Origin of the sequence: Streptomyces amakusaensis (genome assembly GCF_039532665.1) — a bacterium.
Taxonomy (GTDB): Bacteria; Actinomycetota; Actinomycetes; order Streptomycetales; family Streptomycetaceae; genus Streptomyces; species Streptomyces amakusaensis.
This window is the reverse complement of sequence record NZ_BAAASB010000020.1, coordinates 33433-56657: the sequence shown is the minus strand read 5'-3', so window position 1 is coordinate 56657 and position 23225 is coordinate 33433. Positions and strand designations below refer to the sequence as shown.

Sequence of the window (23225 nt, the reverse complement as noted above, 5' to 3'; positions counted from 1 at the left end):
CGGTACCGGTTACCCTGGCCGCGTCACCGGGGCCGGTTCCGCGCCCCACCGCCTCTCCCTGGGGGACCGTAAGACCATGCTCAGGTATCTGCCCTTTCTGCTGGTCCTGGCGCTGTGGATCTACGCCTTCATCGACTGCCTGAACACTCCCGAGAAGGAGGTCAGGAATCTGCCGAAGGTCGCGTGGGTCCTTATCGTCCTTCTCTTCGGACAGGTGCTGCTGGGCCCGGTCGCCTGGTTCATCGCGGGCCGTCCCCGCAGGACCGCCGGATACGCCGGCGGCGGCGCGGGCGGGCGCGGCGGGGGCTGGGTCGCCCCGGACGACAATCCGGAGTTCCTCAAGTCCCTGAAGGACGAGCAGCCGCCGAAGGACGAGCGCGAGAAGAAGAAGGACGACGACGAGGCCTGAGAGCGCGCGAGAGCCCCGCACCGGAAGGTGCGGGGCTCTGTCGTGCGTACGGGAGGGGCTTTACGCGTACGAGTGCAGCCCGTCCACGAAGATGTTGACGCCGTAGTAGTTGAAGAGCCAGCAGGCGAACGCGATGAGCGCCAGCACGGCCGCCTTGCGGCCCTTCCACCCGGCGGTCGCGCGGGCGTGGAGGTAGCAGGCGTAGGCGACCCAGGTGATGAAGGACCAGACCTCCTTGGGGTCCCAGCCCCAGTAGCGGCCCCAGGCGTCGCCCGCCCAGATCGCGCCCGCGATGATCGTGAACGTCCACAGCGGGAAGATCGCCGCGTTGACGCGGTACGCGAACTTGTCCAGCGAGGCGGCCGAGGGCAGCCGCTCCATCACCGAGGTGAGGAACGCGCCGGGCTTCACGCCCCGGGCGAGCTTGCTCTCGTAGGAGTCGCGGAAGAGATAGAGCAGGGTGCCGACCGCGCCGAGGTAGAAGACCGCGCCGCAGAAGATCGCGGTGGAGACGTGGATCCACAGCCAGTAGGAGTCCAGCGCCGGGACGAGCTGGTCGCTGGCGGTGTAGAGCCAGGTGGTGGCGATGCCCAGATCGATGAGGACCGTGCCGACCAGCGGCAGCCCCATCCAGCGGACGTTCTTCCCCGCCGCCAGGAACACCAGGTACGCGCCGACCAGCACCGTGGAGAAGGTGATGGAGAACTCGTACATGTTGCCCCAGGGGGCGCGCTGCACGGAGAACGCGCGGGCCGCGACGCCGCCCGCCTGGACGGCGAAGGCGACCACGGTGAGCGCGATCGCGATCCGGCCGTACAGATCGCCCTTGACGGTGCCGCCGGCGGCTCCGGGGCCGTCCGGGACGTCCCGGGCGCCGGGCGCGGCACGCGTCACGACCTTCGGCTTGTCGAGGACGGCGGTGCCGCCCTCCTTGCCCCGGACCTGGACGGTCACGGCGGGGGCCGTGGCGGTGAGCGCGGCGGCGGTACGGCCGACCTTGCTGCGGCTGCCGAAGACCCACTCGGCGATGTGCGCGAGGAAGGCCAGCGTGTAGACGGCCATCGCCGAGTAGATCAGCGTGTTGCTGATCTGGGCGAGGTTCTCGTTGGTGGCGGCGGCGAGAGTCACTTCCCAGCCCCTTCGGCGGAAACTTCCACGGAATCGCTTCGATCGTCGTCGGAATCGTTCGGTTGATCGTCGGGCGTGTCGGACGAGGTGTCCTCGGCCGGGGCGGGCGTCCGCTCGTGGAGCGTCAGGGCCAGCTCGGTCAGCTCCTCCGGGAGCCTGGGCGACTCGCCCCGGCCCAGACCGGCCATCTCCACCACCGTCACCCCGTCGTCACCGCGTACGGCGCGCACCCAGATCCGGCGGCGACGCACGAACAGCGAGCCGACCAGGCCTCCGATGGCGGCGATCGCGCCGCCCAGCGCCCAGCCGTTGCCGGGCGACTGGGAGATCTGGAAGCTGGCCCACTCCTTGACCTCCGGCTCGAAGGTGATGGAGCCCGCGCCGTCGGGGAGCTGCATCGTCTCGCCGGGCAGCAGGCGCTTGGCGAGCTTGTTGCCGTCCTTGTCCTTGAACTGCTTCAGCTTGCGGGTCTCCAGCTGGTAGACGTTCTGCGGGAGTCCCGCGTTGACGCCCAGGTCGCCGGTGAAGCCGGTGAGCGCCAGGATCGGGGCGTCCAGGCCGGGGAAGGTGGAGAACATGTTGCCCTCGCCGTGGCCCGCGAAGGTCGGCACGAAGAAGGCGCTGAAGCCGAGCTGCCGCTTCTTGCCGTTCTTGTCGCGGTAGCCGTCCATGACCTTGATCGCGCCGGTGGAGGTGACATTGGCGTCCCTCGGCAGCAGCGGCACCGCGTCCTGGTAGACGACCTTGCCCCGGCCGTCGCGGACGGTCACGACGGGCGCGTACCCGTGCGCCAGCAGATAGACCTTGGTGCCGTCGACGACCAGCGGCTTATTGACCTCGATCTTGGACTTCTTCTCCTTGCCGCCCGGCTCGGACCAGGTGACGGCCGCCTCGAAGGTGCGCGGGGTGCCGCGCTGCGGACCGGTGCGCTCGTAGGTGCCGGTGAAGCTGTCCAGCATGAAGGTGAACGGGACCAGGTCGTCGGTGTCGTAGAGGGCGCCGGACCGGAAGTCGTCGTAGTGCGGGAGCACATTGGAGAAGCCGTCGCCCTCGACGATCAGCTTGCCGCCCTCGGACTTGAAGAGCTGCCCGGCGGCGAACGCCACCAGCATCACGATCAGCGAGACATGGAAGACCAGGTTCCCGGCCTCGCGGAGGTAGCCCTTCTCGGCGGCGACGGCGGTGCCGACGGTGTGGGCGCGGAACCGGCGGCGCTTGAGCATCGACAGCGCCGCCTCCCGCACCTCCTCGGGCTCGGCGTCGGTGCGCCAGGTGGTGTACGCGGGCATCCGGTTCAGCCGGCCGGGCGCGCCCGGCGGACGGCTGCGGAGCTGCTCCACGAACTGCCAGGAGCGCGGGACGATGCAGCCGATGAGGGAGACGAACAGCAGGATGTAGATCGCGGAGAACCAGACCGAGCTGTACACGTCGAAGAGCTGGAGCTTCTCGAAGAGCGGCGTCCAGGCCTCGTTCTCCTCCTTCCAGACGCTCACCTTGAGGTCGTCCACGCTGTTCTGCGGGATGAGGGAGCCCGGGATCGAGCCGAGCGAGAGCAGCAGGAGGAGGATCAGCGCGACCCTCATCGAGGTCAGCTGCCGCCAGAACCAGCGGATCCAGCCGACGACCCCGAGGGTGGGGCCGCCGATGAGGCGGTCGTCGCCGGGGCGGTCCTCGGCCGGTGCGGTGGAGAGCCGGGCGGAGGCTTCGCTGTCGCGGTGCTCCCCGTCCTCGGCCGCCGTGTTCCCGGCCCCGGACCCTGCGTCTGTCTCTGTCTTGCTCATTGGTTCAGATCCCCACCGTGAAGCTAGTGGTCCAGCTCTGTGCCTGCTGCATCATGACGTCCCAGATCCCGGTCAGCAGCAGCACCCCGGTCGCGATCATCATGATGCCGCCGACCCGCATCACCCACACGTAGTGGCGCTTGATCCAGCCGAACGCGCCGAGGGCCTTGCGGAAGGCGATGGCGGCGAAGAGGAAGGGCAGACCGAGGCCCAGGCAGTACGCCACGGTCAGTATGGCTCCCCGGCCCGCGCTGCCCTGCTCCAGGGCGAGCAGCTGCACGGCGGAGAGGGTCGGGCCCATGCAGGGGGTCCAGCCGACGCCGAAGAGCGCGCCCAGCACCGGAGCGCCCGCCAGCCCGGCGACCGGCTTCTTGTGGAAGCGGAACTCGCGCCGGTTGAGCCAGGGCATCCCGCCCATGAAGAAGGCCCCGAGCAGCACCATCACCACGCCCAGGATCTTGGAGATGGTCTCCTGATTGGCCTGGAGCTCGCTGCCGAAGTGCCCGAAGAGCGCCCCGCCGGAGACGAAGACGGCGGTGAAGCCGAGGACGAAGAGGGAAGCGCCGAGGAGCATCCGGCCGCGCTTGGCCTCGGCCAGATCGGTTCCGGTGATACCGGTGACATAGGAGAGATAGCCCGGCACGAGCGGCAGTATGCAGGGCGAGAAGAAGGAGACGAGCCCGGCCAGCAGTGCGATCGGCAGGGCCAGCGCGAGCGCCCCGCTGAAAACGGTCTCGTTCATCACTTCTCCGCGATCAGCGGGTCGATCATCTTGCGGAGCTGCTTCTCATTGAGAGCCATCAGCGAACGCGCGGCGATCTTTCCCTCGCGGTCGAGAACGACGGTGGAGGGAATGGCCTGCGGGGCCAGGGTTCCCTTGGGGAAGCCATTGACGAGCAGCTTGCCGGCCGGGTCGAAGAGGCTCGGGTAGTCGACGTCGTAATCCTTCTCGAAGGCGAGCGCCGGACCCTTCTGGCGGTCCCGGGTGTTGATGCCGACGAACTCCACGCCCTTGGGCTTCAGGTCATTCGACACCTTGACGAAATGGGGTGCCTCGACCCGGCAGGGCGGGCACCAGGAACCCCAGACATTCAGGACGACGACCTTGCCCTTGAGGTCGGCGACATCGAGGTTCTCGCCCTCCAGGGTTTCGCCGGAGAGTTCGCCGGTGCTTCTGCGCTCGCCCTGGGCGACGGTGGAGATGCCACCGGTGTTGGTGACGAAATTGCTGTCGTCGCCGCCACCGGTCTTGCCGGTCTCACCGCCGCCGCAGGCGGTGAGCAGGACGAGCCCGCCGGCCACGGTCACGGCGGTCAGCAGGGCAGCACGAGAGGCACGGCTCAGGCTCATGTGAAAAGTTTCGCATGGCGGTTGCAGCGATCTTGAGCGCCCCCCTCGCTGCCCGTATGACCCCCCTTGGGCCTGTTGTCAAGGGGCCTTAAAGAAAGTGTTCCGGCCGCGGCGCGCCGGAGAAGGGATCAAAGCCCTTCTCCGGCGGACCCGGCGGGAGTTCCTCAGGCCCCGAAGGCCTTCGACTGGCCCTTCACCGGCTTGGCCCCGGCGAGCAGATGCGGGGGCACCAGATCGCGCGCGGGCTCCGAGTACCCGACCGAGACGAGCCGGTCGCCCGTGTAGGTGAAGGTGGTGAGCGAGGCCAGCGTGCACTGCCGGCGGCGCGGGTCGTGCCAGAGCTTGCGGTGCTCGACGAAGCTCCTGACGATCCAGATCGGCAGCTGATGGCTGACGAGAACGGCCTCGTGGCCCCGGGCCGCGTCCCGCGCGGAGTCCAGCGCGCCCGACATCCGCACGACCTGCTCGATGTACGGCTCGCCCCAGGACGGACGGAAGGGGTTGGTCAGATGCCGCCAGTTCCCCGGCCTGCGCAGCGCGCCGTCGCCGACGCCGAAGGTCTTGCCCTCGAAGACATTGCCCGCCTCGATCAGCCGCTCGTCGGTGCCGAGCGACAGCCCGTGGCTCTTGGCGACGGGGGCGGCGGTCTCCTGGGCGCGCTCCAGCGGGGAGGCCACGACATGGGTGACGTCCCGGTCGGCGAGGTGCTCGGCCACCCGGTCGGCCATCTCCCGGCCGAGGTCGGAGAGGTGGTACCCGGGGCGGCGGCCGTAGAGGACCCCGTCGGGGTTGTGGACCTCTCCGTGCCGCACCACATGGACCACCGTCCGGGTGGTGTCGAGGCCGTTCCCCGTGCTCATGCCGTGGCCTCGGCGGCGGCCCGGGCGGCGGCGGGCAGCGCGGCGGCGATCCGCTCGACCGCCGCGTCGTCGTGGGCCGTGGAGACGAACCAGGACTCGAAGGCGGACGGCGGGAGATAGACGCCGTCGGCGAGCATCGAGTGGAAGAAGGCGTTGAAGCGGTGGGCCTCCTGCCGCTTCGCCCCCTCGTAGTCGGTGACGGGGTCGGCGGTGAAGAAGACGGAGAACATATTGCTCGCCCGCTGCACCCGGTGGACCACGCCCGCCTCGGTGAGCGCCTTGGTGACCAGCTCCTGGATCGTGGCGGAGACCGCGTCGACCTTCGCGTACGCCGTCTCGTCCAGCAGCCGCAGCTGCGCCAGTCCGGCGGCGGTGGCGATCGGGTTCCCGGAGAGGGTGCCCGCCTGGTAGACGGGGCCGGCCGGGGCCAGGTGTCCCATCACGTCCGCCCGGCCGCCGAAGGCCGCGGCCGGGAAGCCGCCGCCCATGACCTTGCCGAAGGTCATCAGATCGGGCTCGACGCCGTCGACGCCGTACCAGCCGGCCCGGCTGGTGCGGAAGCCCGTCATCACCTCGTCGGAGATGTAGAGCGCGCCGTGCTCGCGGCAGAGGTCCTTCAGGCCCTGGTTGAAACCGGGCAGCGGGGGGACCACGCCCATGTTGCCGGGCGAGGCCTCGGTGATCACACAGGCGATCTCCCCGGGGTGCGCGGCGAAGGCCCGCCGGACCGCTTCGAGGTCGTTGTAGGGCAGGACGACCGTTTCGCCCGCCTGCGCGCCGGTGACCCCGGGGGTGTCGGGCAGCCCGAAGGTCGCCACGCCGGAGCCGGCCGCCGCGAGCAGCGCGTCCACATGGCCGTGGTAGCAGCCGGCGAACTTCACGACCTTGGCCCGGCCGGTGAATCCCCGGGCGAGCCGGATCGCGGACATCGTCGCCTCGGTGCCGCTGGAGACCAGCCGCACCTGCTCGACGGGGGCCACCCGGGCGACGATCTCCTCGGCCAGGGCGACCTCGCCCTCGCCGGGCGTGCCGAAGGAGGTGCCGCGCGAGACGGCCTCCCGCACGGCGTCCAGAACGGCCGGGTGGGAGTGGCCGAGGATCATCGGTCCCCACGAGCAGACGAGGTCGACGTACTCCCGTCCGTCCGCGTCGGTGAGGTACGGGCCGGTGCCGGACACCATGAACCGGGGCGTGCCGCCCACGGCCCTGAAGGCCCGCACGGGAGAGTTGACGCCGCCGGGCGTCACGACGGACGCGCGGTCGAAGAGCGCCTGCGAAACTGGGGCTTCGTATGAATACGCCACTTTGGTCCTGATCTGCGATTCGGGGTTCGGGCGGCCGGGGGCGGATGATCTCGGCCACGGGTGAGCGGGGAGCGGGATCTCCTCGTACGACGGAACGACGTCAGCCCCCTCGCATCTGCGAAACTGGTGCGACACAGGGAAGGCTCACGGAATCCATGGTGTCAGAGGCCACGGCGTTCCTCGCGGACAGGTGTTTCACCAGGCGTGCGCGGGGGAGGTCACTGTCACGATGATCGGGTTGCGCGGCGGGGGCCGCGAGTGGTCGGGTGGAGATATGTATCGCGGCGGCGGACTGGGCGAGGGCACCGACGACCTGGGTCCCGAGCCTGCCCGGAGGGGCAAGCACCGGCGGGGCGACGCCGACGCGGATGCCATGGGAGGCAGGAACGGCCGCATGGGGGTGACCTACAAATACTTCGGTGCGCCCAATGGGGCGACGGCGGCACGGGTCCCCATCTCGATGCGCCCGGAAGAACTCGGCGGGGACGAGCTCGGCATGGGCGGCCTCTTCACCAAGATCAAGCCAGAGACCATAGCCGCCATGGTGCTGATGGGCATCCAGGGCATGCCCCTCAGCAAAGTCCCGCCGCTGGAGCTGGTCGTCCTGCATCCGGACTACGCCGTGGTCAAGCTCCCCATGACCGTCGTGGACCCCCTCCGCGACATAGGCGAGGAATCCGTCGGCGCCGCCGCCTTCATCTGGTCCACCGTCCCCGACCGGGGCGGCCCCAGGGACGCCTTCCACGTCTACCGGCTCCTCCACGAGTGGCAGGACTTCAGCCTCCGCCTCCACGAGGCGGGACACCAGCCGTACTGCCTGGTCTGGCCCTGATCCCTCGCCGTCGGCCGCCGCTCCGGGGCACTGTCAGTGCCGGGTCCTACAGTTCGGGACATGGTGACCAACGCGGCGGCGGTACGCCTCGAAGGATGGACCGAAGGTGATCTCGCGCTGCTCCGCGCGGCCAACGCCCCCGAGCTGATGCAGCATCTGGGCGGCCCCGAGACCGAGGAGCGCCTCCTCGCCCGGCACCGGCGCTATGTCGCCCTGAGCGCGGACCGCACCGGCCCCGGCCGGGTCTACCGCGTGGTGACGGCCGACACCGGCGAGGACGCGGGGACGGTGACCTACTGGGAGACCGACGAGTGGGGCGAGCCCGCCTACGAGATCGGCTGGGGCGTGCTGCCCGCCTTCCAGGGCCGTGGCATCGCCACCGCCGCCGCCCTCGCGGTGATCGCCGAGGCCCGTGCCCGGCAGGGCGGGCGGCGCTATCTGCACGCCTGCCCGAAGACGTCGAACGAAGCGTCGAACCGGGTCTGCGCCAAGGCCGGGTTCACGCTGCTGGGCGCGTTCGACACCGAGTATCCGGAGGGCAATCCGATACGGGCGAACAATTGGCGGTTCGATCTGTCCGCCCCCTGAGCGCCCCCTCCCCGTTCAGGTGATTTCCGGCATTCCTCGCCGATGCCGCATCTGGGTGGGCAGGCTTCCCGGAGCGGCATCCGTGAGGGGGGAATGGTGGGATTTTCACGTGATTACGGGCGCGGGATCAGCGAGGGGCCGACTCCGGCGGACAGGGCGGGGACACCCGCTCTGCCGTATCCGAGCGGCTGGTCCGCGCTGGCGTTCTCGGGGGAGGTGCGGGCGGGCGCTGTCCTGACGCGTCCGCTCGCGGGTGAGGACGTGGTGCTGTACCGGTTGCGGACGGGGGCGGTTCGGGCCGTGCGCCCCTACTGTCCGCACCTGGGTGCGCATCTCGGTCTGGGACGGCTGGAGGGGGACGACCTGGTGTGTCCGTTCCATCTCTTCGCGTTCGGCCCCGACGGCGCGTGTGTGCGGACGGGCTACGGCACCCCACCACCACCCAGGTCGGGGCTGGAATCGCTGCCGGTGCGCGAAGCGAACGGGGCCGTCTTCGTGTGGCGGCACCACGACGGACGCCCCCCGGACTGGTCGATCCCCGACTGGCATGTGATCGGCCACCTGCCCGCCCGCGGTGTCGTGTGGGAACTGGCGGGGCATGTGCAGGAGGTCATCGAGAACTCGGTGGACGTCGGGCACTTCGCCACGCTCCACGGCTGGAAGAAGGCGGACGTCGGCGGGCCCGTCGCCTACGACGGAGCCGGCTTCCATGTGTCGCTGCGGGCACAGGAGTCGGCACCGCTGCTCGGAGACTTCACGGTCGAGGTGGAGGTGGACGGATACGGGCTGGGGTGTCTGCACGCCGATGTGTACACCTCGCGGGTCGGGCTGCGGATGTGCACGATGGTGATGCCGACCGCGATCGGCCCCAACCGGATGCAGTTCCGGCAGCTGAACCGGATCGCGTTCAGTCAGCCGGGACGGCTGCCGGGCCCGCTCGCCCGTGCGGTGAGCCGGACCGCCACCCGGCTGCTGAACCGTCCGATCTTCCGCGCCAGCCGCGAATTCACCGCCGCGGACTTCCCCGTCTGGCACCACAAGCTGTACCGGCAGCCACCCCGCCTCGCCCACGGCGACGGACCGATCGGCTCTTTCCGGCACTGGGCCCGCCGCTTCTACCCCCCGCCCGAAGTGGCCGACGAGACCGGCGGCCAGGACAGCTAGGACTTGTGGGCGCCGTCGGAGGTCCCGCCGGGCGTCGTGTGGAGGATCTCGCGGGCCTGGTCGGCGGCGCGGGCGATGCTCTCGGAGACGAAGTCCACGTAGCGGGCGATGTTCTCCAGGCGCGTGGCGGCCGGGGTGTCGGGGCCGAGGACGCCGACGCCCTGCCGGGCGATGTCGCCCAGGTGCGCGGTGGCCCGGGCGCTGGCCATCGTGGACTGGTACATGACGTCGTCGTCGACGACGTAGCGCTCACGGCGGTGGTCGTCGCGTTCGCGGCGGATCAGGCCCTGGCTGCCGAGGAACGTGACCGCTTTGGAGACGGACCCGGGGCTGATCCGGAGGCGTCCGGCGAGTTCGGAGGCGGTGAGGCTGCCCGCGTCGGTGGTGTAGAGGCTGGCCAGGACCCGGGCCGTCATCCTGGGCAGGCCCGACTGCATGAAGACGGTGGCGAACGTCTCCTCGTACTCGCGCACCGCTTCGGCGTCGCGCCCATGGGTCTGCGGGGGCGTGCCGGGGTCCGGGGCCGTCGTGGTCTTCTTGCGGCGGTGGGCGCGGCGTTCGGTGGCGCGGTGGGCGAGGTCGGCGCGGTAGGCGGCGGGGCCGCCGTTGCGCATGACCTCGCGGGTGACGGTCGAGGTCGGGCGGTCCAGCCCTCTGGCGATCTCCGCGTAGGAGAGGTCGTCGGCCAGCCCCAGCGCGATCCGCTGGCGTTCCTGCTGGGTGAGTCGGCCGCCTGGCATCGTGTTCTCCTCCGTGATCGTCCGTGGCCCCCCACAGTAGCGTTCACTTTCGATCCATTGCAACGTGTCACATCTTGATCGTTGCGTTAAAACTTCCCTCATTGCAATGAATTCACTGCCTTGAGCTGCGGTTATGTCGATCCATCGCAACGATGTGATTGCCAGACCTGGAAATGCAACGTAGCTTTTCCCTCATCGGAAACAGCAACGGAAGGGCAGTACGATGCAGAAGTTCGACACCCCCACCCCGGTCACCGTCATCCTGGACGTCCCCGCCGGCGACATCCGTCTCATCGCCGCCGACCGGGCCGACACCACCGTCGAGGTCCTCCCCAAGAACCCGTCCACGGGCCGCGACGCGAAGGCCGCGGAGCGCACGGAGGTCGTCCACGGCGACAACGTCCTGCGGATCACCGCCCCGCGGGCGGACAACCAGGTCTTCGGCCCCTCCGGATCCGTCGAGGTCACGGTCCAGCTGCCCGCGGGATCCCACGTCGAGGCGAACGCGGCCCTCGCCGGGCTGCGGGGCGTCGGACGGCTCGGCGACGTCACCTTCGAGACCGCTCAGGGCACGGTCAAGCTCGACGAGGCCGCGAGCGTCCGGCTGACCCTCCAGTCGGGCGACGTCACGGTCGGCCGTCTGGGCGGCGACGCGGACATCAGCACCCAGAAGGGCGACCTCCGCGTCGACGAGGCCGTGCGCGGCACGGTCACGCTGCGCACCGAGCACGGCGAGATCTCCGTCGCCGCCGCCCGTGGGGTCTCCGCCTCCCTGGACGCCGGCACCTCCTACGGCCGGATCCACAACACGCTCCGGAACGCCGACGGCGCCGACGCCGCCCTCACCGTCCACGCCACCACCGCCTACGGCGACATCAGCGCGCGCAGCCTCTGACGCGGACACACACCCCGCGCCGATCCGGCCCGTTCACCCGCACTCTCCCCACCGCACTCCCCCCTCAGACCTGAAGGAGCACCCACCATGTCCCTCACCCTTGGCGACCAGGACCGTCCCGAGCTGCGGAAGCTCATCGAGGGGATGATCGAGTCCGGCTTCACCGGTGTGACGATGCGCCTGCACGACGAACAGGGCGAATGGGTCGGCAGCGCCGGGGCGCGCGAGCTGGGCGGGACCGAGAAGCCCCCGGTGGACGGGTACGTCCGGATAGGCAGCAACACCAAGACCTTCACCGCGGCCCTGGTGCTGCGGCTGGTGGCCGAAGGCGCGATCGAGCTGGACGCCCCGGCCGCCGACCACCTGCCCGGGTTCGGGCTGGACCCGCGGATCACGGTGCGGATGCTGCTGCGGCACACCAGCGGGGTGTTCAACTTCACCGGCGAGTACCACGCCGACGGGACCTTCACCCCGGGGATCCCCGCCACGAACACGGGCCAGGAGTGGGTCGACAAGCGGTTCACGGCCTACCAGCCGGAGGAACTGGTGCGACTGGCCCTGTCCCGGCCCGCGCGGTTCGAGCCGGGAACGGGCTGGAGCTACTCCAACACCAACTACGTCCTGCTCAGGCTGCTGGTCGAGAAGGCCACCGGCCGCTCCTTCGCCGGGGAGATGCGGCGACTGGTCCTGGAGCCGCTCGGACTGTCGGACACCCTGGTGCCGGACGGCGACCCGGAGCTGCCCGAGCCGCACGCCCGCGCCTACTACCGGTACGAGGACGCCGGGCGGACGGAGACCGTCGACGTCACCCGGCACGACCCCTCCTGGATCTCGACCGGCGGAGACATGATCTCCACCACCCGGGACCTCCACACATTCATCTCCTCGCTGCTGAGCGGCAAGCTGCTGCCCGCCCCGCTGCTGGCCGAGATGTGCGAGCCGCACCCCGAGACCGGTTACGGCCTGGGCCTGTTCGTCCAGCAGGCGAGCGGGAACGGCGGCACCGTCATCACCCACAACGGCGGTGTGGCGGGCCACGGAGCGCTGATGTACAGCACGGCCGACGGCAGCAAGACCCTGATCGCCGCGCTGAACTACGTGGACGACGCCGCGCTGTCCCTCGCCGGGGCGTTCCAGAAGGCCGTGGCACAGCTCGTCGAGGAGGTGTTCGGCGGCCAGGACACCCCGGCGGCCGAGCGGTGATCCTCATACCCGTGCGCCCGCGCCTCCATGTACGACCGAGCCCCACCGTTCCGGAAGATGGGAAACGGCGGGGCTCGGGGTGGTGTTGTACGGGTGCCTAGACGGCGCTGGACCGGGCGAGGGTCACCAGGCCGGCGAAGGCCGAGGGGGACACCATCAGGGTCGGCCCGGCCGGGTTCTTGCTGTCACGGACGGGGACGACGCCGGTGGCGGACGCGTGGCCGGGAGCCCACTCGACGCAGTCACCACCGTTCGAGGTGCTGTACGAGGACTTGACCCACCGAAGCGGGGAAGAGCTGGTCTTGCTCATTACAGATTGCCCTTTCGTAGCTGTTCGATCATGGCGACTGAGTCCGCCTGAGACATTGCCCCGAGCTGTAGTTGATGGTAGTTCCTCATCAACGGCAGCACGGATGACAGCTCACGGTCCAGATACGTATGCGTCTGCGACTCCACGTAGGACATCAGGGCCCGTTCGGGCATCGTCAGAAGAAAGACCATGCGAGTGAAAGGCTTGTCCTCCGCCATGGAGTACGGCGCGATCTGAAGCCCGGTGTGGGGAAGCGCGGCGAACTCGATCAGCCGTGCCAACTGGGCGTCCATCACCTCGGGTCCGCCGATCGGCCGACGGATACAGCTCTCGTCCAGCACGGCGAAGATCAGCGGCGCGGGCGTCCGGACGAGCCCCGCTTGCCGCTCTATCAAATAGTCGACCCGCTCGGCGGCCTGTTCGGGGGTGATGTCCCCACGCCGCACCGCGCCAGCCGCCATCGCGCTCGCGTACTCGCGCGTCTGAAGGAGGCCGGGAATCACTCCCGACTCGAACAACCTGATCTCCGACGCCCGGCGCTCATGCCCGACATAGTCCGGGAACCCCTGCAACAGTGCCGTTTTCCGCACCGCCAGACTCTGGCGCTCGAACTGATCTCCGGTGTCGAAAACCCTATCAATGCCGGACGCGAAACGTTGAGTTGGTGAGCGTCGGCCAATTTCCACAGCGGATACATGCGACCCGGTGCACCCGAGCCGTTCGGCCAGTTCCTCCTGGGTCCAGCCGCGCGCATCCCGCATAGTGCGCAGACGCGCCCCGAAGGCCGCCCCCGGTCCGCTCTCGGGGTTCAGCTCCCTGCGGTTCGGCATCCCGACTCCCGATTCATCAAGCAATCTGCATCAGTTGAACGCGCTCCGGACGTACGCCACTCTGCCATCACCGAGTAGTCGTCGTACTACAGAGAGGAATATTCGGTGTCTGGCATGAGCGGTTTTCTGGAGGCGGCATGAGCGGCGGGCTCGTGGTGGGGGACATCGCGTACGACGCCGGCGCCAGGGCTCTGGGGGTGGTGATGGCGGAGTGCGCGACGCACTACGCGCTCCGGCCTCCCCAGGGCGGCCTGGAGTGGGAGGCGTTGAGGAAGGACGTGCGTCCGCCCACGGACGCCGACAGGCTTTCGGCGGCGGTCGCCGAACGGAACGCCAACAGCCGCAAACGGACTTGGCAGTGAGCCGCTGACACCGGCGGCGACCCCACAGACCCCCCGCTCCTGTGCGGCAGCGTCCCCCGGCGCTGCGGAAGATCGCACGGAGCGGCGGACCCCCCGGCCGGGCGATGCGTGCCCGGCCGGGGGAAGGGGGAGCAGGCCCCGTGGCCCGTTCCCCGGCCCCGGCCGTCACCCGGTACCCACGCGGCGGCCGGGGCCACCCCGCACCCATCCCCGTACCCACACCGAACGAACAGGAGGCTGGGCAGTGCCACGCCGTACGGCAGCGGAGAAAGCAGCCGCCCGCAACCGCGTCATCACCGACCGGACCACCGTCATCACCCGCTACACCCGCGGCGATTCCCTCAAAGCCATCGCCCGGACGTACGACGTCCACGCCCCCTGGCTCGCCGCCCGCCTCACCCGCTGGGGCGTCCCCGTCCGCACCCACGCGCACGCGACCTCCCACACCCACGTACACCGGGACAGCGACACCGGAGCCGTCACGGGCATCCGCTGCCCCGACCTCCGCTGCCGCCGGGCTCGCCCGATGACATCCTGATCAGCATGAACAGACCGGAAATCCATCTCGCCGTCGCCCCCGAGCTGCGGCTGTTCGTCCCGTCGGAGTACCGCGAGGGCCGGACGCCACTGTGCACGGACGGCTCCTCGACGCTGGGTCATGTCGTCGAGTCGCTGGGCGTCCCGCTGACCGAGGCGGGCCGGCTGCTGGTCGACGGGGAGCCGGTGACGGTGGCTCACATCCCGCGCGAGGGCGAGAGCGTCGAGGTCTTCGCGGTGGAACGCCCGCAGCGGGTGCCCGGGGCCCCGCTGCGGTTTCTGCTCGACGTCCATCTCGGCACGCTCGCCCGGCGGCTGCGGCTGCTCGGCGTGGACGCGGCGTACGAGAGCGAGGACATCGGGGACCCGGCGCTGGCCGCGCTCTCCGCGAAGGAGCGGCGGGTGCTGCTCTCGCGGGACCGGGGGCTGCTGCGCCGCCGTGAGATCTGGGCCGGGGCCTATGTCTACAGCGACCGCCCCGAGGAGCAGCTGAGGGACGTACTGGAGCGGTTCGCGCCCCCGCTCGCGCCGTGGAGCCGCTGCACCGCGTGCAACGGACCGCTGCGGGAGGCCGACAAGGACACCGTGCAGGGCCGGCTGGAGCAGGGCACCCAGCGGTCGTACGACGTGTTCGCCCAGTGCTCCGCGTGCGAACGGGTGTACTGGCGGGGCGCGCACCACGCCCGGCTGGAGGCGATCGTCGACGAGGCGGTGCGGGAGTTCGGCGGCGCGACCGCTTAACTCGCCTCAAGATTACGGGAGTTGAAACGGATCACCCTCATGACGGCGTGATCGCCGGGGCCCGGAGTAGCGTGGCGGACGAGCTGATCGACCACCGTCCGCCGGCCGTCCTCGCGTCGGCCTGAAGGAGGCAGCCATGAGCCGAACCGATGGAACCGACGGGTCCGACAGGCCCGACGACCTGGACGGCCCCGCCCCCGAAGTCCTCGTCGTCGGCGCGGGACCCACCGGGCTGCTGCTCGCCGGGGATCTCGCCGCCGCGGGCGTCCGCGTCACCCTGATCGAGCGCCGCCCGTCCGGTACGAGTTCCCTGACCCGCGCCTTCGCCGTGCACGCCCGGACGCTGGAGCAGCTGGACGCCCGCGACCTCGCCGACGAGCTGATCACCCGGGGGACCCCCACCAACGGCATCCAGTTCCTCGGCAGCACCGTCCTGGACCTCAACCGGCTGGCGACCCGCTTCCCCTTCGTGCTGGTGACCCCTCAGTACGAGGTGGAGAGGCTGCTGGAGCGGCGCGCCCGCGCCGCCGGTGTCTCCTTCCGCCACGAGACCGAGCTGACGAGCCTGACCCAGACCGCGAACGAGGTCATCGCCGGGGTGACCTCGGCCGACGGCGCGCACTCCACGATCCGCGCCCGCTACGCCGTCGGCACGGACGGCGCGCACAGCTCCGTACGCCGCCTGCTGGGGACGCCCTTCCCGGGCAAGGCGGTGATCCGCTCGATGATCCTCGCGGACGTACGGCTGACGGAGCCGCCCTCGGAGCGGATCACGGCCGTCGCCACCGGCGACGCGGTCTCCTTCGTCGCCCCCTTCGGGGACGGCTGGTACCGGATCATCGCCTGGCGTCGCGACCGCCAGATCCCCGACACGGCCCCCGTCGAACTGGCGGAGCTGCGCGAGATCACCCGTACCGTCTACGGCACCGACCTCGGCATGCACGACGCCCGCTGGGTCTCCCGCTTCCACTCCGACGAGCGGCAGGTCCCCTCCTACCGGAGCGGCCGGGTCTTCCTCGCGGGCGACGCGGCGCACGTCCACTCCCCGGCCGGCGGCCAGGGCATGAACACCGGCCTCCAGGACGCGGCCAACCTCTCCTGGAAGCTGGCCTCGGTGGTCCGGGGCGAGGCCCCCGAGCCCGAGGCCCTCCTCGACAGCTACCACGCGGAACGGCACCCGGTCGGGGCGATGGTGGTCCGCTCCAGCGGCGCGATGCTCCGCATGGTCGTCGCCCACACCCGGCCCGTGCTGGCGCTGCGCTCGGCCGCCGTCCGGCTGCTCACCGCCGTCCCGGCCGCCGGGGACCTGGCCGCCGGGAAGATCTCCGGCATCGGCATCTCCTACGCCCGGCCCCGCGGGTCCCACCCGCTGACCGGACGGCGCGCCCCCGATCTGCGGCTGGTGGAGGGCCGTCTCCACGAGCTGCTGCGCGGCGGCACACACGTCCTGGTGGCACCGCCCGGGTCGAAGCCCTCCGAGGCCCCCGCCCCGGCGGGGACCGTCACCGCGCACTGGGCGTCGGACCGGCGCGACGCGCTGCTGATCCGCCCCGACGGCTACATCGCCTGGGCGGGCCGGGCCTGACGCCCGGAGGGCGCCGGGGCCCATGGCAGGCTGTTCCCATGCTCGTCCTGCGCTCCGCCGCCCTCTTCATCGTCGCCGCCCTCTTCGAGATCGGCGGTGCCTGGCTGGTGTGGCAGGGGTTCCGGGAGCATCGCGGCTGGATCTGGATCGGCGCGGGGGTCATCGCGCTCGGCGCGTACGGCTTCGTCGCCACGCTCCAGCCCGACGGCGAGTTCGGCCGGATCCTCGCCGCGTACGGCGGGGTCTTCGTCGCGGGCTCCATCGCCTGGGGCATGGTGGCCGACGGCTACCGGCCGGACCGCTGGGACGTGATCGGCGCGCTGGTCTGCCTGCTGGGCATGGCCCTGATCATGTACGCGCCCCGGGGCCGCTGAGCCGGGCCCCGGCGGCTCATCACCCGCGCGGAAGCACCCGGTTCGGCTTCACGGCCGGGTGCGTCGCTCGGCCGCGTCGAACGCGGGCGCGAGCGGGGCCAGCGCCGCGCGGAGCTCGTCCGGCAGGGAGCCGGAAGGTACGACCAGCCCTTCGCCGCCGAAGCTCCCGGCGGCCCCTTCGTTCCCGGCCGGCTGGAGCCAGCCTTCCAGCGCGATGCGCACCGCCGCGGCGACACCTGCCGCGAGAACACGAGCCGTGTGCGTTCCGGCGTCGTCCAGGCATTCGGCGATCACCGCCGCAAGAGGGTGCTCGATGCCGGCGGTGGCGTCGAGGAACGCGTCGCGCAGCGCGGTCCGGGTGGTGATCAGCAGAAGTGCCGCGTGTTCACGCTCACCGGTGTTCGTGTACTGCTCGACCACCGCTTCGGTGACGGCATCGGCCAGGCGCGCTCCCGCGGGCCGGGCGGCGACCGCCGCCGCGATGCGCGCCTCCCGGTCTGCGGTGACAGCGGAGACGATCGCCTGTTCGCGGCTGGCGAAGTAGTTGTTGTAGGTGCGCGGCGAGACCCCGGCCGCCTCGGCGATGTCCTCGACCCGCACCTGGTCCGGTCCGCGCTCCATGGCCAGGCGCAGGGCCGCCTCGCGCAGCGCCTCGCGCGTGGCCTTCTTCTTGCGCTCCCGCAGCCCTGGTGGTGGTGTCGTCACGCTGTCAGCGTTCCACACAGGAATGCGCGGACGCAAACTTGCGTGCACGCACATTCCCTGTCAGCCTCGATTCGGCCGAGACCGACAGAAGGGACGTCGCCATGCGCGCAAGGGGAATGACCTACAGCACCGGATTCGTTGTGCACGGCCGGATTTCCCACGAGCCTTTCGATCCCTCGGTGGTCCGGCGCGAGCTCACCATCATCCGCGACCACCTGCACTGCAACGCGGTCCAGATCATCGGCGGCGACCCGGACCGGCTGGAGTCGGCCGCCGGCTTAGCCGCCGAACTCGGTCTGGAGGTCTGGTTCTCGCCCTATCCGCTGGAGCTGGATCCGGACCGGATCCTCGCGCTCTTCCGTGACTGTGCCGAGCGGGCGGAGCGACTCCGGCGGCAGGGGGCCTCGGTCGTGTTCGTCGCAGGGGTCGAGCTGAGCGTGATGAACCGCGGGTTCCTGCCCGGAGAGAGCCCGGAGGAGCGGGTCGAGCAGCTCATGAGCCGACCCGAGCGACGGGCCGAGGCGATGCGTGAGCTCGGCGTGCGCGTCAACGCGTTCCTCGGCGATGCCGCGGCCACGGTCCGCGAACGCTTCCAGGGCGCGCTCACCTACGCCTCCATCCAGTTTGAGCAGGTCGACTGGACCCCCTTCGACATCGTGACGTTCGAGCTGATCCGCTCCGCCGAGGTCGCCGACCGGTTCCGGGACGCCGTGCGCAGCCTGGCCCAGGGCCCGAAGCCGCTCGCCGTCACCGGCTTCGGCACCGCGGCCTACCAGGGCGCGGGAGACCGCGGTGGACGCGTGCTGGAAGTGGTCGAGCACGACCCGCGAACCAAGGCACCCGTCCGGCTGAACGGCACATACGAGCGGGACGAGGCAGGCCAGGCCGCATACCTGAGCGAACTCCTGGAAATCTTCGAGACGGAGGGCGTGGACAGCGCGTTCGTGTTCCTGTTCGCCCAGCCCGGCTACCCGCACCGCCCGGACGGCGACCCCCGGGACGACCTGGACCGGGCCGGCCTGGGCATCGTCAAAATCCTCGAAGGGCGCCGGGGAGAGGCCTATCCCGACATGGAATGGGAACCCAAGGCCGCCTTCGCGGCAGTGGCTCGGCGGTATCGGAGGTGACAGCCCTCTGGCGGACGGAAGCGGCATTCACCGAACCTGCCGCGGACCTCGCGCCGGTCCACCACTGCCGCTGCCGGCGTTGCGGGCGACCGCTGGTCGATCGGGGAGGCAGTCGGCCTGGACCGACCGTTCGCCTGGACCGGGAGAGCCGGCCCGGGCGTGGACAAGATCCGGGCCATGCGCCAGGGATCCCCCCTCGGGCCGGCCCCCGCCTATCCTGGCGGCGTCGTTCGATGCTGTGCCGATCACCGCTGTGCCGTTCAAACAAACCGCCGAGGAGCAGGACATGACCACCGGTACCCCCGTCGCCGTCGTCACCGGAGCCAGCAGCGGCATCGGGGCCGCCACCGCGCGCCGGCTGGCCGCCGCCGGCTATCACGTGGTGCTCGCCGCGCGCCGGGCGGAGCGGATCGAGGCGCTCGCCGGGGAACTCGTCTCGGCGGGCCACCGGGCCACCGCCCACGCCCTCGACGTCACCGACCGGGCGGCCGTCGACGCCTTCGCCGCCGGTCTCGACCGCTGTGACGTACTGATCAACAACGCCGGGGGCGCGCTCGGCGCGGACCCGGTCGCCACCGGCGACCCCGCCGACTGGCGGCGGATGTTCGAGGTCAATGTCATCGGCACCCTGCACACCACCCAGGCCCTGCTGCCCGCGCTGACCGAGAGCGGCGACGGCACGGTGGTCGTCCTCACCTCCACGGCGGGGCACGGCACCTACGAGGGCGGCGCGGGCTATGTCGCCGCCAAGCACGGCGCGCACGTCCTCGCCGAGACGCTCCGGCTGGAGATCGTCGGCACCCCGGTGCGCGTGATCGAGATCGCGCCCGGGATGGTCAGGACCGAGGAGTTCGCCACCACCCGCTTCCACGGCGACGCCGAGAAGGCCGCGAAGGTCTACGCCGGTGTCCCCGAGCCGCTCACGGCCGAGGACATCGCCGACACCATCACGTGGGCGGTGACCCGCCCGCCGCACGTCAACATCGATCTGCTGATGGTCCGCCCCCGAGTGCAGGCCTCCAACACCAAGGTGCACCGGGAGCTGTGAGGCCCCCGGGGCTCTGAGGCTCTTAAGACTCAGCCCTTCACGCAGATGACCTGCTTGAGCTTCGCCACGACGGCCACCAGATCGCGCTGCTGGTCGATGACGCGCTCGATCGGCTTGTACGCGCTGGGGATCTCGTCGACGACGCCGGGGTCCTTGCGGCACTCGACGCCCCGGGTCTGCTCCTCCAGGTCGGCCGTGGTGAAGCGCTTCTTCGCCTGGTTGCGGCTCATGGTGCGGCCCGCGCCGTGGGAGGCGGAGTTGAAGGACTTCTCGTTGCCGAGGCCCTTGACGATGTAGGAGCCGGTGCCCATCGAGCCGGGGATGATGCCGTAGTCGCCGCTGCCGGCGCGGATCGCTCCCTTGCGGGTGACCAGCAGGTCCATCCCGTCGTACCGCTCCTCCGACACATAGTTGTGGTGGCAGGAGATGACGGGTTCGAAGGCGACCTTCGCCTTGCGGAACTCCTTGCGGATCACTTCCTGGAAGAGGCCCATCATGATCGCGCGGTTGTGCTTCGCGTACTCCTGGGCCCAGAACAGGTCGTTGCGGTACGCCGCCATCTGCGGGGTGTCCGCGACGAAGACCGCGAGATCCCGGTCCGGGAGGTCCTGGTTGTGCGGCAGCTTCTGGGCCTCGGCGATGTGGTGGGCGGCCAGCTCCGCGCCGATGTTCCGGGAGCCGGAGTGCAGCATCAGCCAGACCGCGCCGGTCTCGTCGAGGCACAGCTCCACGAAGTGGTTTCCGCCGCCCAGCGTGCCCATCTGCTGGGTGGCCCGCTCGCGGCGGAATTTGACCGTGTCCGCGACGCCGTCGAAACGGCCCCAGAAATCGTCGAGCCCCTCGGCCCGGAAGCCGAACACCCGCGCCGTGTCGACCGGCTCGGAGTGCATGGCCCGGCCGACCGGGATCACGTCCTCGATCTTGCCGCGCAGCCGGGAGAGATCGCCCGGCAGATCGTTGGCGGTGAGCGAGGACTTCACCGCCGACATGCCGCAGCCGATGTCGACGCCGACCGCCGCCGGGCAGACCGCGCCCTCCATGGCGATCACCGAGCCGACGGTGGCGCCCTTGCCGTAGTGGACGTCCGGCATCACGGCCAGGCCCTTGATCCAGGGCAGCGTGGACACATTGTGCAGCTGCCGCATCGCGATGTCCTCGACCGACGCGGGGTCGGTCCACATCCGGATCGGGACCTGGACCCCCGGTACCTCTACGTACGACATACTTCCCCGATTCCCCCGATAAGCCATGAAAAACAATGAACCGCAAAACCGGTGCCAATGTCCGCGTAAGACCCAGCGGACCGGCAGCCACGGCAGTGCGTGCGATAGACATTGTGTCCATCGGCCGCCCTCGCGCGGCAACCGCTTTTCCGCTCGAAGGGAGCCCGGTACCGTGCAGCGAAAGGCGTACGCGCCCGGCCGTGAGGCAGCCCCGGCCCGGGGGATCAGACCCCGCGCGTCCATGGTGTACGTGCCCGTTCTCGTGGCGGGTCTCCTCGCGGCGCTGGCGACCGGCTGCACCGACGACTCCGGTGCCGAGGGCTCCGCCGGGGACTCCAAGCCCGGCAACGGGACCCAGGCCGCCGCCCAGCCCGGGAAGTACCGCACCCTGCTGGAGCCCTGCGGTTCGGTGGGCCGTTCCACGCTCAGGGATCTGCTGCCCGGGGTGACCGGACTCCCGGAGACACAGCAGCGCAAGGCCCTGCGCGGCACCGCGGCCAGCACCTTCGACACCGACCGCCGGGTGGGCTGCGGCTGGCGGGCCGACTCCCCCGACGCCTCGCACACCCTCAGCCTCGACTTCGAGCGCGTGGTGTCCTACGACCCCGCCGTGAGCGACAGCGACCGCGCGCAGGAGGTGTTCCTCAAGAAGTACCCCACCGCCCTGCGCCCGGCGAGCACCCCTTCCGACACGGCGGGTACGGGGTCCGCGACGGCCGACCCGGCGGGCGCGAACGAGACGGCCCAGACCATCCGTACCGAGGAGACATCGGGGACCGAGGAGAGCGCCGGGACATCGCCGTCGTCGACGTCGTCGCAGAGCCCGTCGGACTCCTCCTCCGCTCCCCCGGACGGAACCGACGAGGGCCTGGAGAGCGACCCCGCCGACCTCGAACCGCGCATCCTCGACGACCTCGGGGACGCCGCCTTCATCAACGACACGCTCACCCCCGCCGGAGCCGGATCCACCGCCCAGCGGCGCACCGTGAGCGTGGCGTTCCGCACATCCAATGTGATCGTCACCGTCGTCTACACCGAGCAGTCCGGGCGTATCACCTCGGTTCCCGACAGTAAGGAACTCCAGGACAAGGCCCGGAGCCTGGCCGGGAAGCTGGCCGGCAAGCTCGGCGGCTGACGGCCCGGCGGCCGTGCCGCCCGCGCCCGGCGGCGGACCCGGCCGCGCGCCGGGGCCGCGTACCGTGTCCGTGGCCGTGGCCCGCCCACCGGAGACGTACGACCGTACGGCCACGACCGTATGACCGCAGCCTCAACGACCTCACGACCATCTCCGACCTCCGACCTCCGACCGACGAAACCGAAGGAACCATGCACCGAACAGCCCCGCGCCTCGCCCGCATACTCGCCTGCGCAGCCGTCCCGGTGATGCTCGTCGCCTCCGGCTGCTCATCGGACTCCGACCCCAAGCCCGAGAAGCCCGCCGCGGCCGGCGAGGCGAACGGCGGCGAGGACTCGGCCGCCGAGTCGGCGAAGCCCCCGGTGAAGAAGTCCCCGGCCGTCGAGCGCGAGAAGTTCGCCAAGCTCCCCGACGCCTGCAAGTCGATCCCCCGCGCCACCGTCGAGAAGCTGGTCCCCGAGACCAAGTCGAAGAGCGGCACCGCCGGCCGGTCCACAGACACCATGAGCCGCGCCGGCTGCTCCTGGAACAGCCTGGACGACAACGGCGTCAAGGGCTCGCAGTACCGCTGGCTCGACGTCTCCTTCCTCCGCTACGAGTCCGACGAGGCCCTCGCCGTCAGCGGCGCGCAGCGCGCCGAGGAGAGCTTCGCCAAGGAACTCGCCAAGGCCCAGGGCACCTCGGGGGCCAAGCAGGTCAAGACCGAGACCGTGAAGGGCGTCGGCGACCAGTCCTCGGCCGTCACCTACCGGCTCCGCAAGACCGGCGAGGACTTCTCGTACGTCACGGTCGTGGCCCGCACGGAGAACGCCGTGGTCAGCCTGACCTACAACGGGACCGGCTACGCGGGCGCCGAGCCCCCGGCGGTCGCGGACCTGTCGAAGAGCGCCGTGTCCGCCGCGAAGGACGCCGTGGGTGCGGTGACGGCCGCCAACAAGTGACCCCCGGCGGCGAACGGCCTCCGGGACACCGGCCGGGGAGGGGCCCGCACCGC

26 protein-coding genes are annotated in these 23225 nt (G+C 70.7%); 15 read left to right on the top strand and 11 right to left on the bottom strand.

Annotated elements, in window-relative coordinates; translation table 11 throughout:
• The first annotated feature begins 76 nt into the window (after nucleotides 1–76).
• Nucleotides 77–409, top strand: a complete 333-nt coding sequence (locus ABD371_RS28915; protein ID WP_344483249.1) for a PLD nuclease N-terminal domain-containing protein — start codon at nucleotides 77–79, stop codon at nucleotides 407–409.
• A gap of 60 nt (nucleotides 410–469) precedes the next feature.
• On the opposite strand, the gene ccsB is transcribed toward ABD371_RS28915, so the two are convergent.
• From ccsB to hemL, 6 genes are all read right to left on the bottom strand, one after another.
• The gene (gene ccsB, locus ABD371_RS28910; protein WP_344483247.1) at nucleotides 470–1537 is read right to left on the bottom strand and encodes a c-type cytochrome biogenesis protein CcsB; all 1068 of its coding nucleotides are present in this window, start codon (nucleotides 1535–1537) and stop codon (nucleotides 470–472) included.
• Entirely contained in the window at nucleotides 1534–3318 is a 1785-nt protein-coding gene (gene resB / locus ABD371_RS28905) for a cytochrome c biogenesis protein ResB (protein ID WP_344483245.1), read from the bottom strand. The genes ccsB and resB overlap by 4 nt, the downstream gene beginning before the upstream one ends.
• 4 nt (nucleotides 3319–3322) lie before the next feature.
• Complete coding sequence (locus ABD371_RS28900; RefSeq protein WP_344483243.1) at nucleotides 3323–4060, bottom strand: cytochrome c biogenesis CcdA family protein; 738 nt, start codon at nucleotides 4058–4060, stop codon at nucleotides 3323–3325.
• Nucleotides 4060–4668, bottom strand: coding sequence for a TlpA family protein disulfide reductase (locus tag ABD371_RS28895; protein ID WP_344483241.1), 609 nt, complete (start codon nucleotides 4666–4668; stop codon nucleotides 4060–4062). The genes ABD371_RS28900 and ABD371_RS28895 overlap by 1 nt, the downstream gene beginning before the upstream one ends.
• Nucleotides 4669–4832: 164 nt before the next feature.
• The gene (locus tag ABD371_RS28890; protein ID WP_344483239.1) at nucleotides 4833–5528 is read right to left on the bottom strand and encodes a histidine phosphatase family protein; all 696 of its coding nucleotides are present in this window, start codon (nucleotides 5526–5528) and stop codon (nucleotides 4833–4835) included.
• Nucleotides 5525–6832 carry a glutamate-1-semialdehyde 2,1-aminomutase gene (gene hemL, locus ABD371_RS28885; protein ID WP_344483236.1) on the bottom strand — a complete coding sequence of 436 codons (1308 nt, stop codon included), beginning with the start codon at nucleotides 6830–6832 and terminating at the stop codon, nucleotides 5525–5527. The genes ABD371_RS28890 and hemL overlap by 4 nt, the downstream gene beginning before the upstream one ends.
• 274 nt (nucleotides 6833–7106) lie before the next feature.
• Between hemL and ABD371_RS28880 the strand changes: the two genes are divergently transcribed.
• The 3 genes from ABD371_RS28880 (at nucleotide 7107) to ABD371_RS28870 (ending at nucleotide 9416) form a co-directional block, all read left to right on the top strand.
• Entirely contained in the window at nucleotides 7107–7664 is a 558-nt protein-coding gene (locus tag ABD371_RS28880; RefSeq protein ID WP_190125854.1) for a hypothetical protein, read from the top strand.
• Between the two features lie 60 nt (nucleotides 7665–7724).
• Nucleotides 7725–8252: a GNAT family N-acetyltransferase gene (locus ABD371_RS28875; protein ID WP_344483231.1), complete on the top strand. Its 528-nt coding sequence runs from the start codon at nucleotides 7725–7727 to the stop codon at nucleotides 8250–8252.
• Nucleotides 8253–8348: 96 nt separating this feature from the next.
• A complete protein-coding gene (locus tag ABD371_RS28870; RefSeq protein ID WP_344483228.1) occupies nucleotides 8349–9416 on the top strand; it encodes a Rieske 2Fe-2S domain-containing protein in 1068 nt (355 codons plus the stop codon).
• Here the strand turns inward: ABD371_RS28870 and ABD371_RS28865 are convergent.
• Nucleotides 9413–10156: a GbsR/MarR family transcriptional regulator gene (locus tag ABD371_RS28865; RefSeq protein WP_344483225.1), complete on the bottom strand. Its 744-nt coding sequence runs from the start codon at nucleotides 10154–10156 to the stop codon at nucleotides 9413–9415. The two genes, ABD371_RS28870 and ABD371_RS28865, sit on opposite strands and share 4 nt — an antisense overlap.
• 223 nt (nucleotides 10157–10379) lie before the next feature.
• On the opposite strand from ABD371_RS28865, the gene ABD371_RS28860 reads away from it, so the two are divergent.
• Nucleotides 10380–11051 (top strand): DUF4097 family beta strand repeat-containing protein, encoded by a 672-nt coding sequence (locus ABD371_RS28860; RefSeq protein WP_344483222.1) that lies wholly within the window; start codon nucleotides 10380–10382, stop codon nucleotides 11049–11051.
• Nucleotides 11052–11138: 87 nt separating this feature from the next.
• Nucleotides 11139–12254 carry a serine hydrolase domain-containing protein gene (locus ABD371_RS28855; RefSeq protein ID WP_344483220.1) on the top strand — a complete coding sequence of 372 codons (1116 nt, stop codon included), beginning with the start codon at nucleotides 11139–11141 and terminating at the stop codon, nucleotides 12252–12254.
• Between the two features lie 97 nt (nucleotides 12255–12351).
• Here ABD371_RS28855 and ABD371_RS28850 read toward each other — a convergent pair whose 3' ends face one another.
• Together ABD371_RS28850 and ABD371_RS28845 are read right to left on the bottom strand one after the other, a co-directional pair.
• Nucleotides 12352–12564 carry a DUF397 domain-containing protein gene (locus ABD371_RS28850; RefSeq protein WP_344483217.1) on the bottom strand — a complete coding sequence of 71 codons (213 nt, stop codon included), beginning with the start codon at nucleotides 12562–12564 and terminating at the stop codon, nucleotides 12352–12354.
• Nucleotides 12564–13394, bottom strand: coding sequence for a helix-turn-helix domain-containing protein (locus ABD371_RS28845; protein ID WP_344483215.1), 831 nt, complete (start codon nucleotides 13392–13394; stop codon nucleotides 12564–12566). The genes ABD371_RS28850 and ABD371_RS28845 overlap by 1 nt, the downstream gene beginning before the upstream one ends.
• A gap of 137 nt (nucleotides 13395–13531) precedes the next feature.
• Between ABD371_RS28845 and ABD371_RS28840 the strand changes: the two genes are divergently transcribed.
• From ABD371_RS28840 to ABD371_RS28820, 5 genes are all read left to right on the top strand, one after another.
• Nucleotides 13532–13756, top strand: coding sequence for a hypothetical protein (locus tag ABD371_RS28840; RefSeq protein ID WP_344483212.1), 225 nt, complete (start codon nucleotides 13532–13534; stop codon nucleotides 13754–13756).
• Nucleotides 13757–14000: 244 nt separating this feature from the next.
• Nucleotides 14001–14294, top strand: coding sequence for a hypothetical protein (locus ABD371_RS28835; RefSeq protein WP_344483210.1), 294 nt, complete (start codon nucleotides 14001–14003; stop codon nucleotides 14292–14294).
• A 5-nt stretch (nucleotides 14295–14299) separates the two neighbouring features.
• The gene (locus ABD371_RS28830) at nucleotides 14300–15034 is read left to right on the top strand and encodes a Mut7-C RNAse domain-containing protein (RefSeq protein ID WP_344483207.1); all 735 of its coding nucleotides are present in this window, start codon (nucleotides 14300–14302) and stop codon (nucleotides 15032–15034) included.
• A gap of 136 nt (nucleotides 15035–15170) precedes the next feature.
• Entirely contained in the window at nucleotides 15171–16619 is a 1449-nt protein-coding gene (locus ABD371_RS28825; protein ID WP_344483205.1) for an FAD-dependent oxidoreductase, read from the top strand.
• A gap of 38 nt (nucleotides 16620–16657) precedes the next feature.
• Nucleotides 16658–16993 carry a YnfA family protein gene (locus ABD371_RS28820; RefSeq protein WP_344483203.1) on the top strand — a complete coding sequence of 112 codons (336 nt, stop codon included), beginning with the start codon at nucleotides 16658–16660 and terminating at the stop codon, nucleotides 16991–16993.
• Nucleotides 16994–17041: 48 nt separating this feature from the next.
• Here ABD371_RS28820 and ABD371_RS28815 read toward each other — a convergent pair whose 3' ends face one another.
• Nucleotides 17042–17698, bottom strand: coding sequence for a TetR/AcrR family transcriptional regulator (locus ABD371_RS28815; protein WP_344483200.1), 657 nt, complete (start codon nucleotides 17696–17698; stop codon nucleotides 17042–17044).
• Between the two features lie 116 nt (nucleotides 17699–17814).
• Here ABD371_RS28815 and ABD371_RS28810 point away from each other — a divergent pair, with 116 nt between their 5' ends.
• Together ABD371_RS28810 and ABD371_RS28805 are read left to right on the top strand one after the other, a co-directional pair.
• Nucleotides 17815–18825 carry a hypothetical protein gene (locus tag ABD371_RS28810; protein WP_344483431.1) on the top strand — a complete coding sequence of 337 codons (1011 nt, stop codon included), beginning with the start codon at nucleotides 17815–17817 and terminating at the stop codon, nucleotides 18823–18825.
• Nucleotides 18826–19111: 286 nt separating this feature from the next.
• Complete coding sequence (locus ABD371_RS28805) at nucleotides 19112–19873, top strand: SDR family NAD(P)-dependent oxidoreductase (protein WP_344483197.1); 762 nt, start codon at nucleotides 19112–19114, stop codon at nucleotides 19871–19873.
• 29 nt (nucleotides 19874–19902) lie between these two features.
• Here the strand turns inward: ABD371_RS28805 and ABD371_RS28800 are convergent, their stop codons facing one another.
• Complete coding sequence (locus tag ABD371_RS28800) at nucleotides 19903–21096, bottom strand: RtcB family protein (protein ID WP_344483194.1); 1194 nt, start codon at nucleotides 21094–21096, stop codon at nucleotides 19903–19905.
• Nucleotides 21097–21268: 172 nt separating this feature from the next.
• On the opposite strand from ABD371_RS28800, the gene ABD371_RS28795 reads away from it, so the two are divergent.
• Entirely contained in the window at nucleotides 21269–22231 is a 963-nt protein-coding gene (locus ABD371_RS28795; RefSeq protein WP_381734988.1) for a hypothetical protein, read from the top strand.
• 191 nt (nucleotides 22232–22422) lie between these two features.
• Nucleotides 22423–23172, top strand: coding sequence for a DUF3558 domain-containing protein (locus ABD371_RS28790; RefSeq protein WP_344483191.1), 750 nt, complete (start codon nucleotides 22423–22425; stop codon nucleotides 23170–23172).
• The last annotated feature ends 53 nt before the right edge of the window (nucleotides 23173–23225 follow it).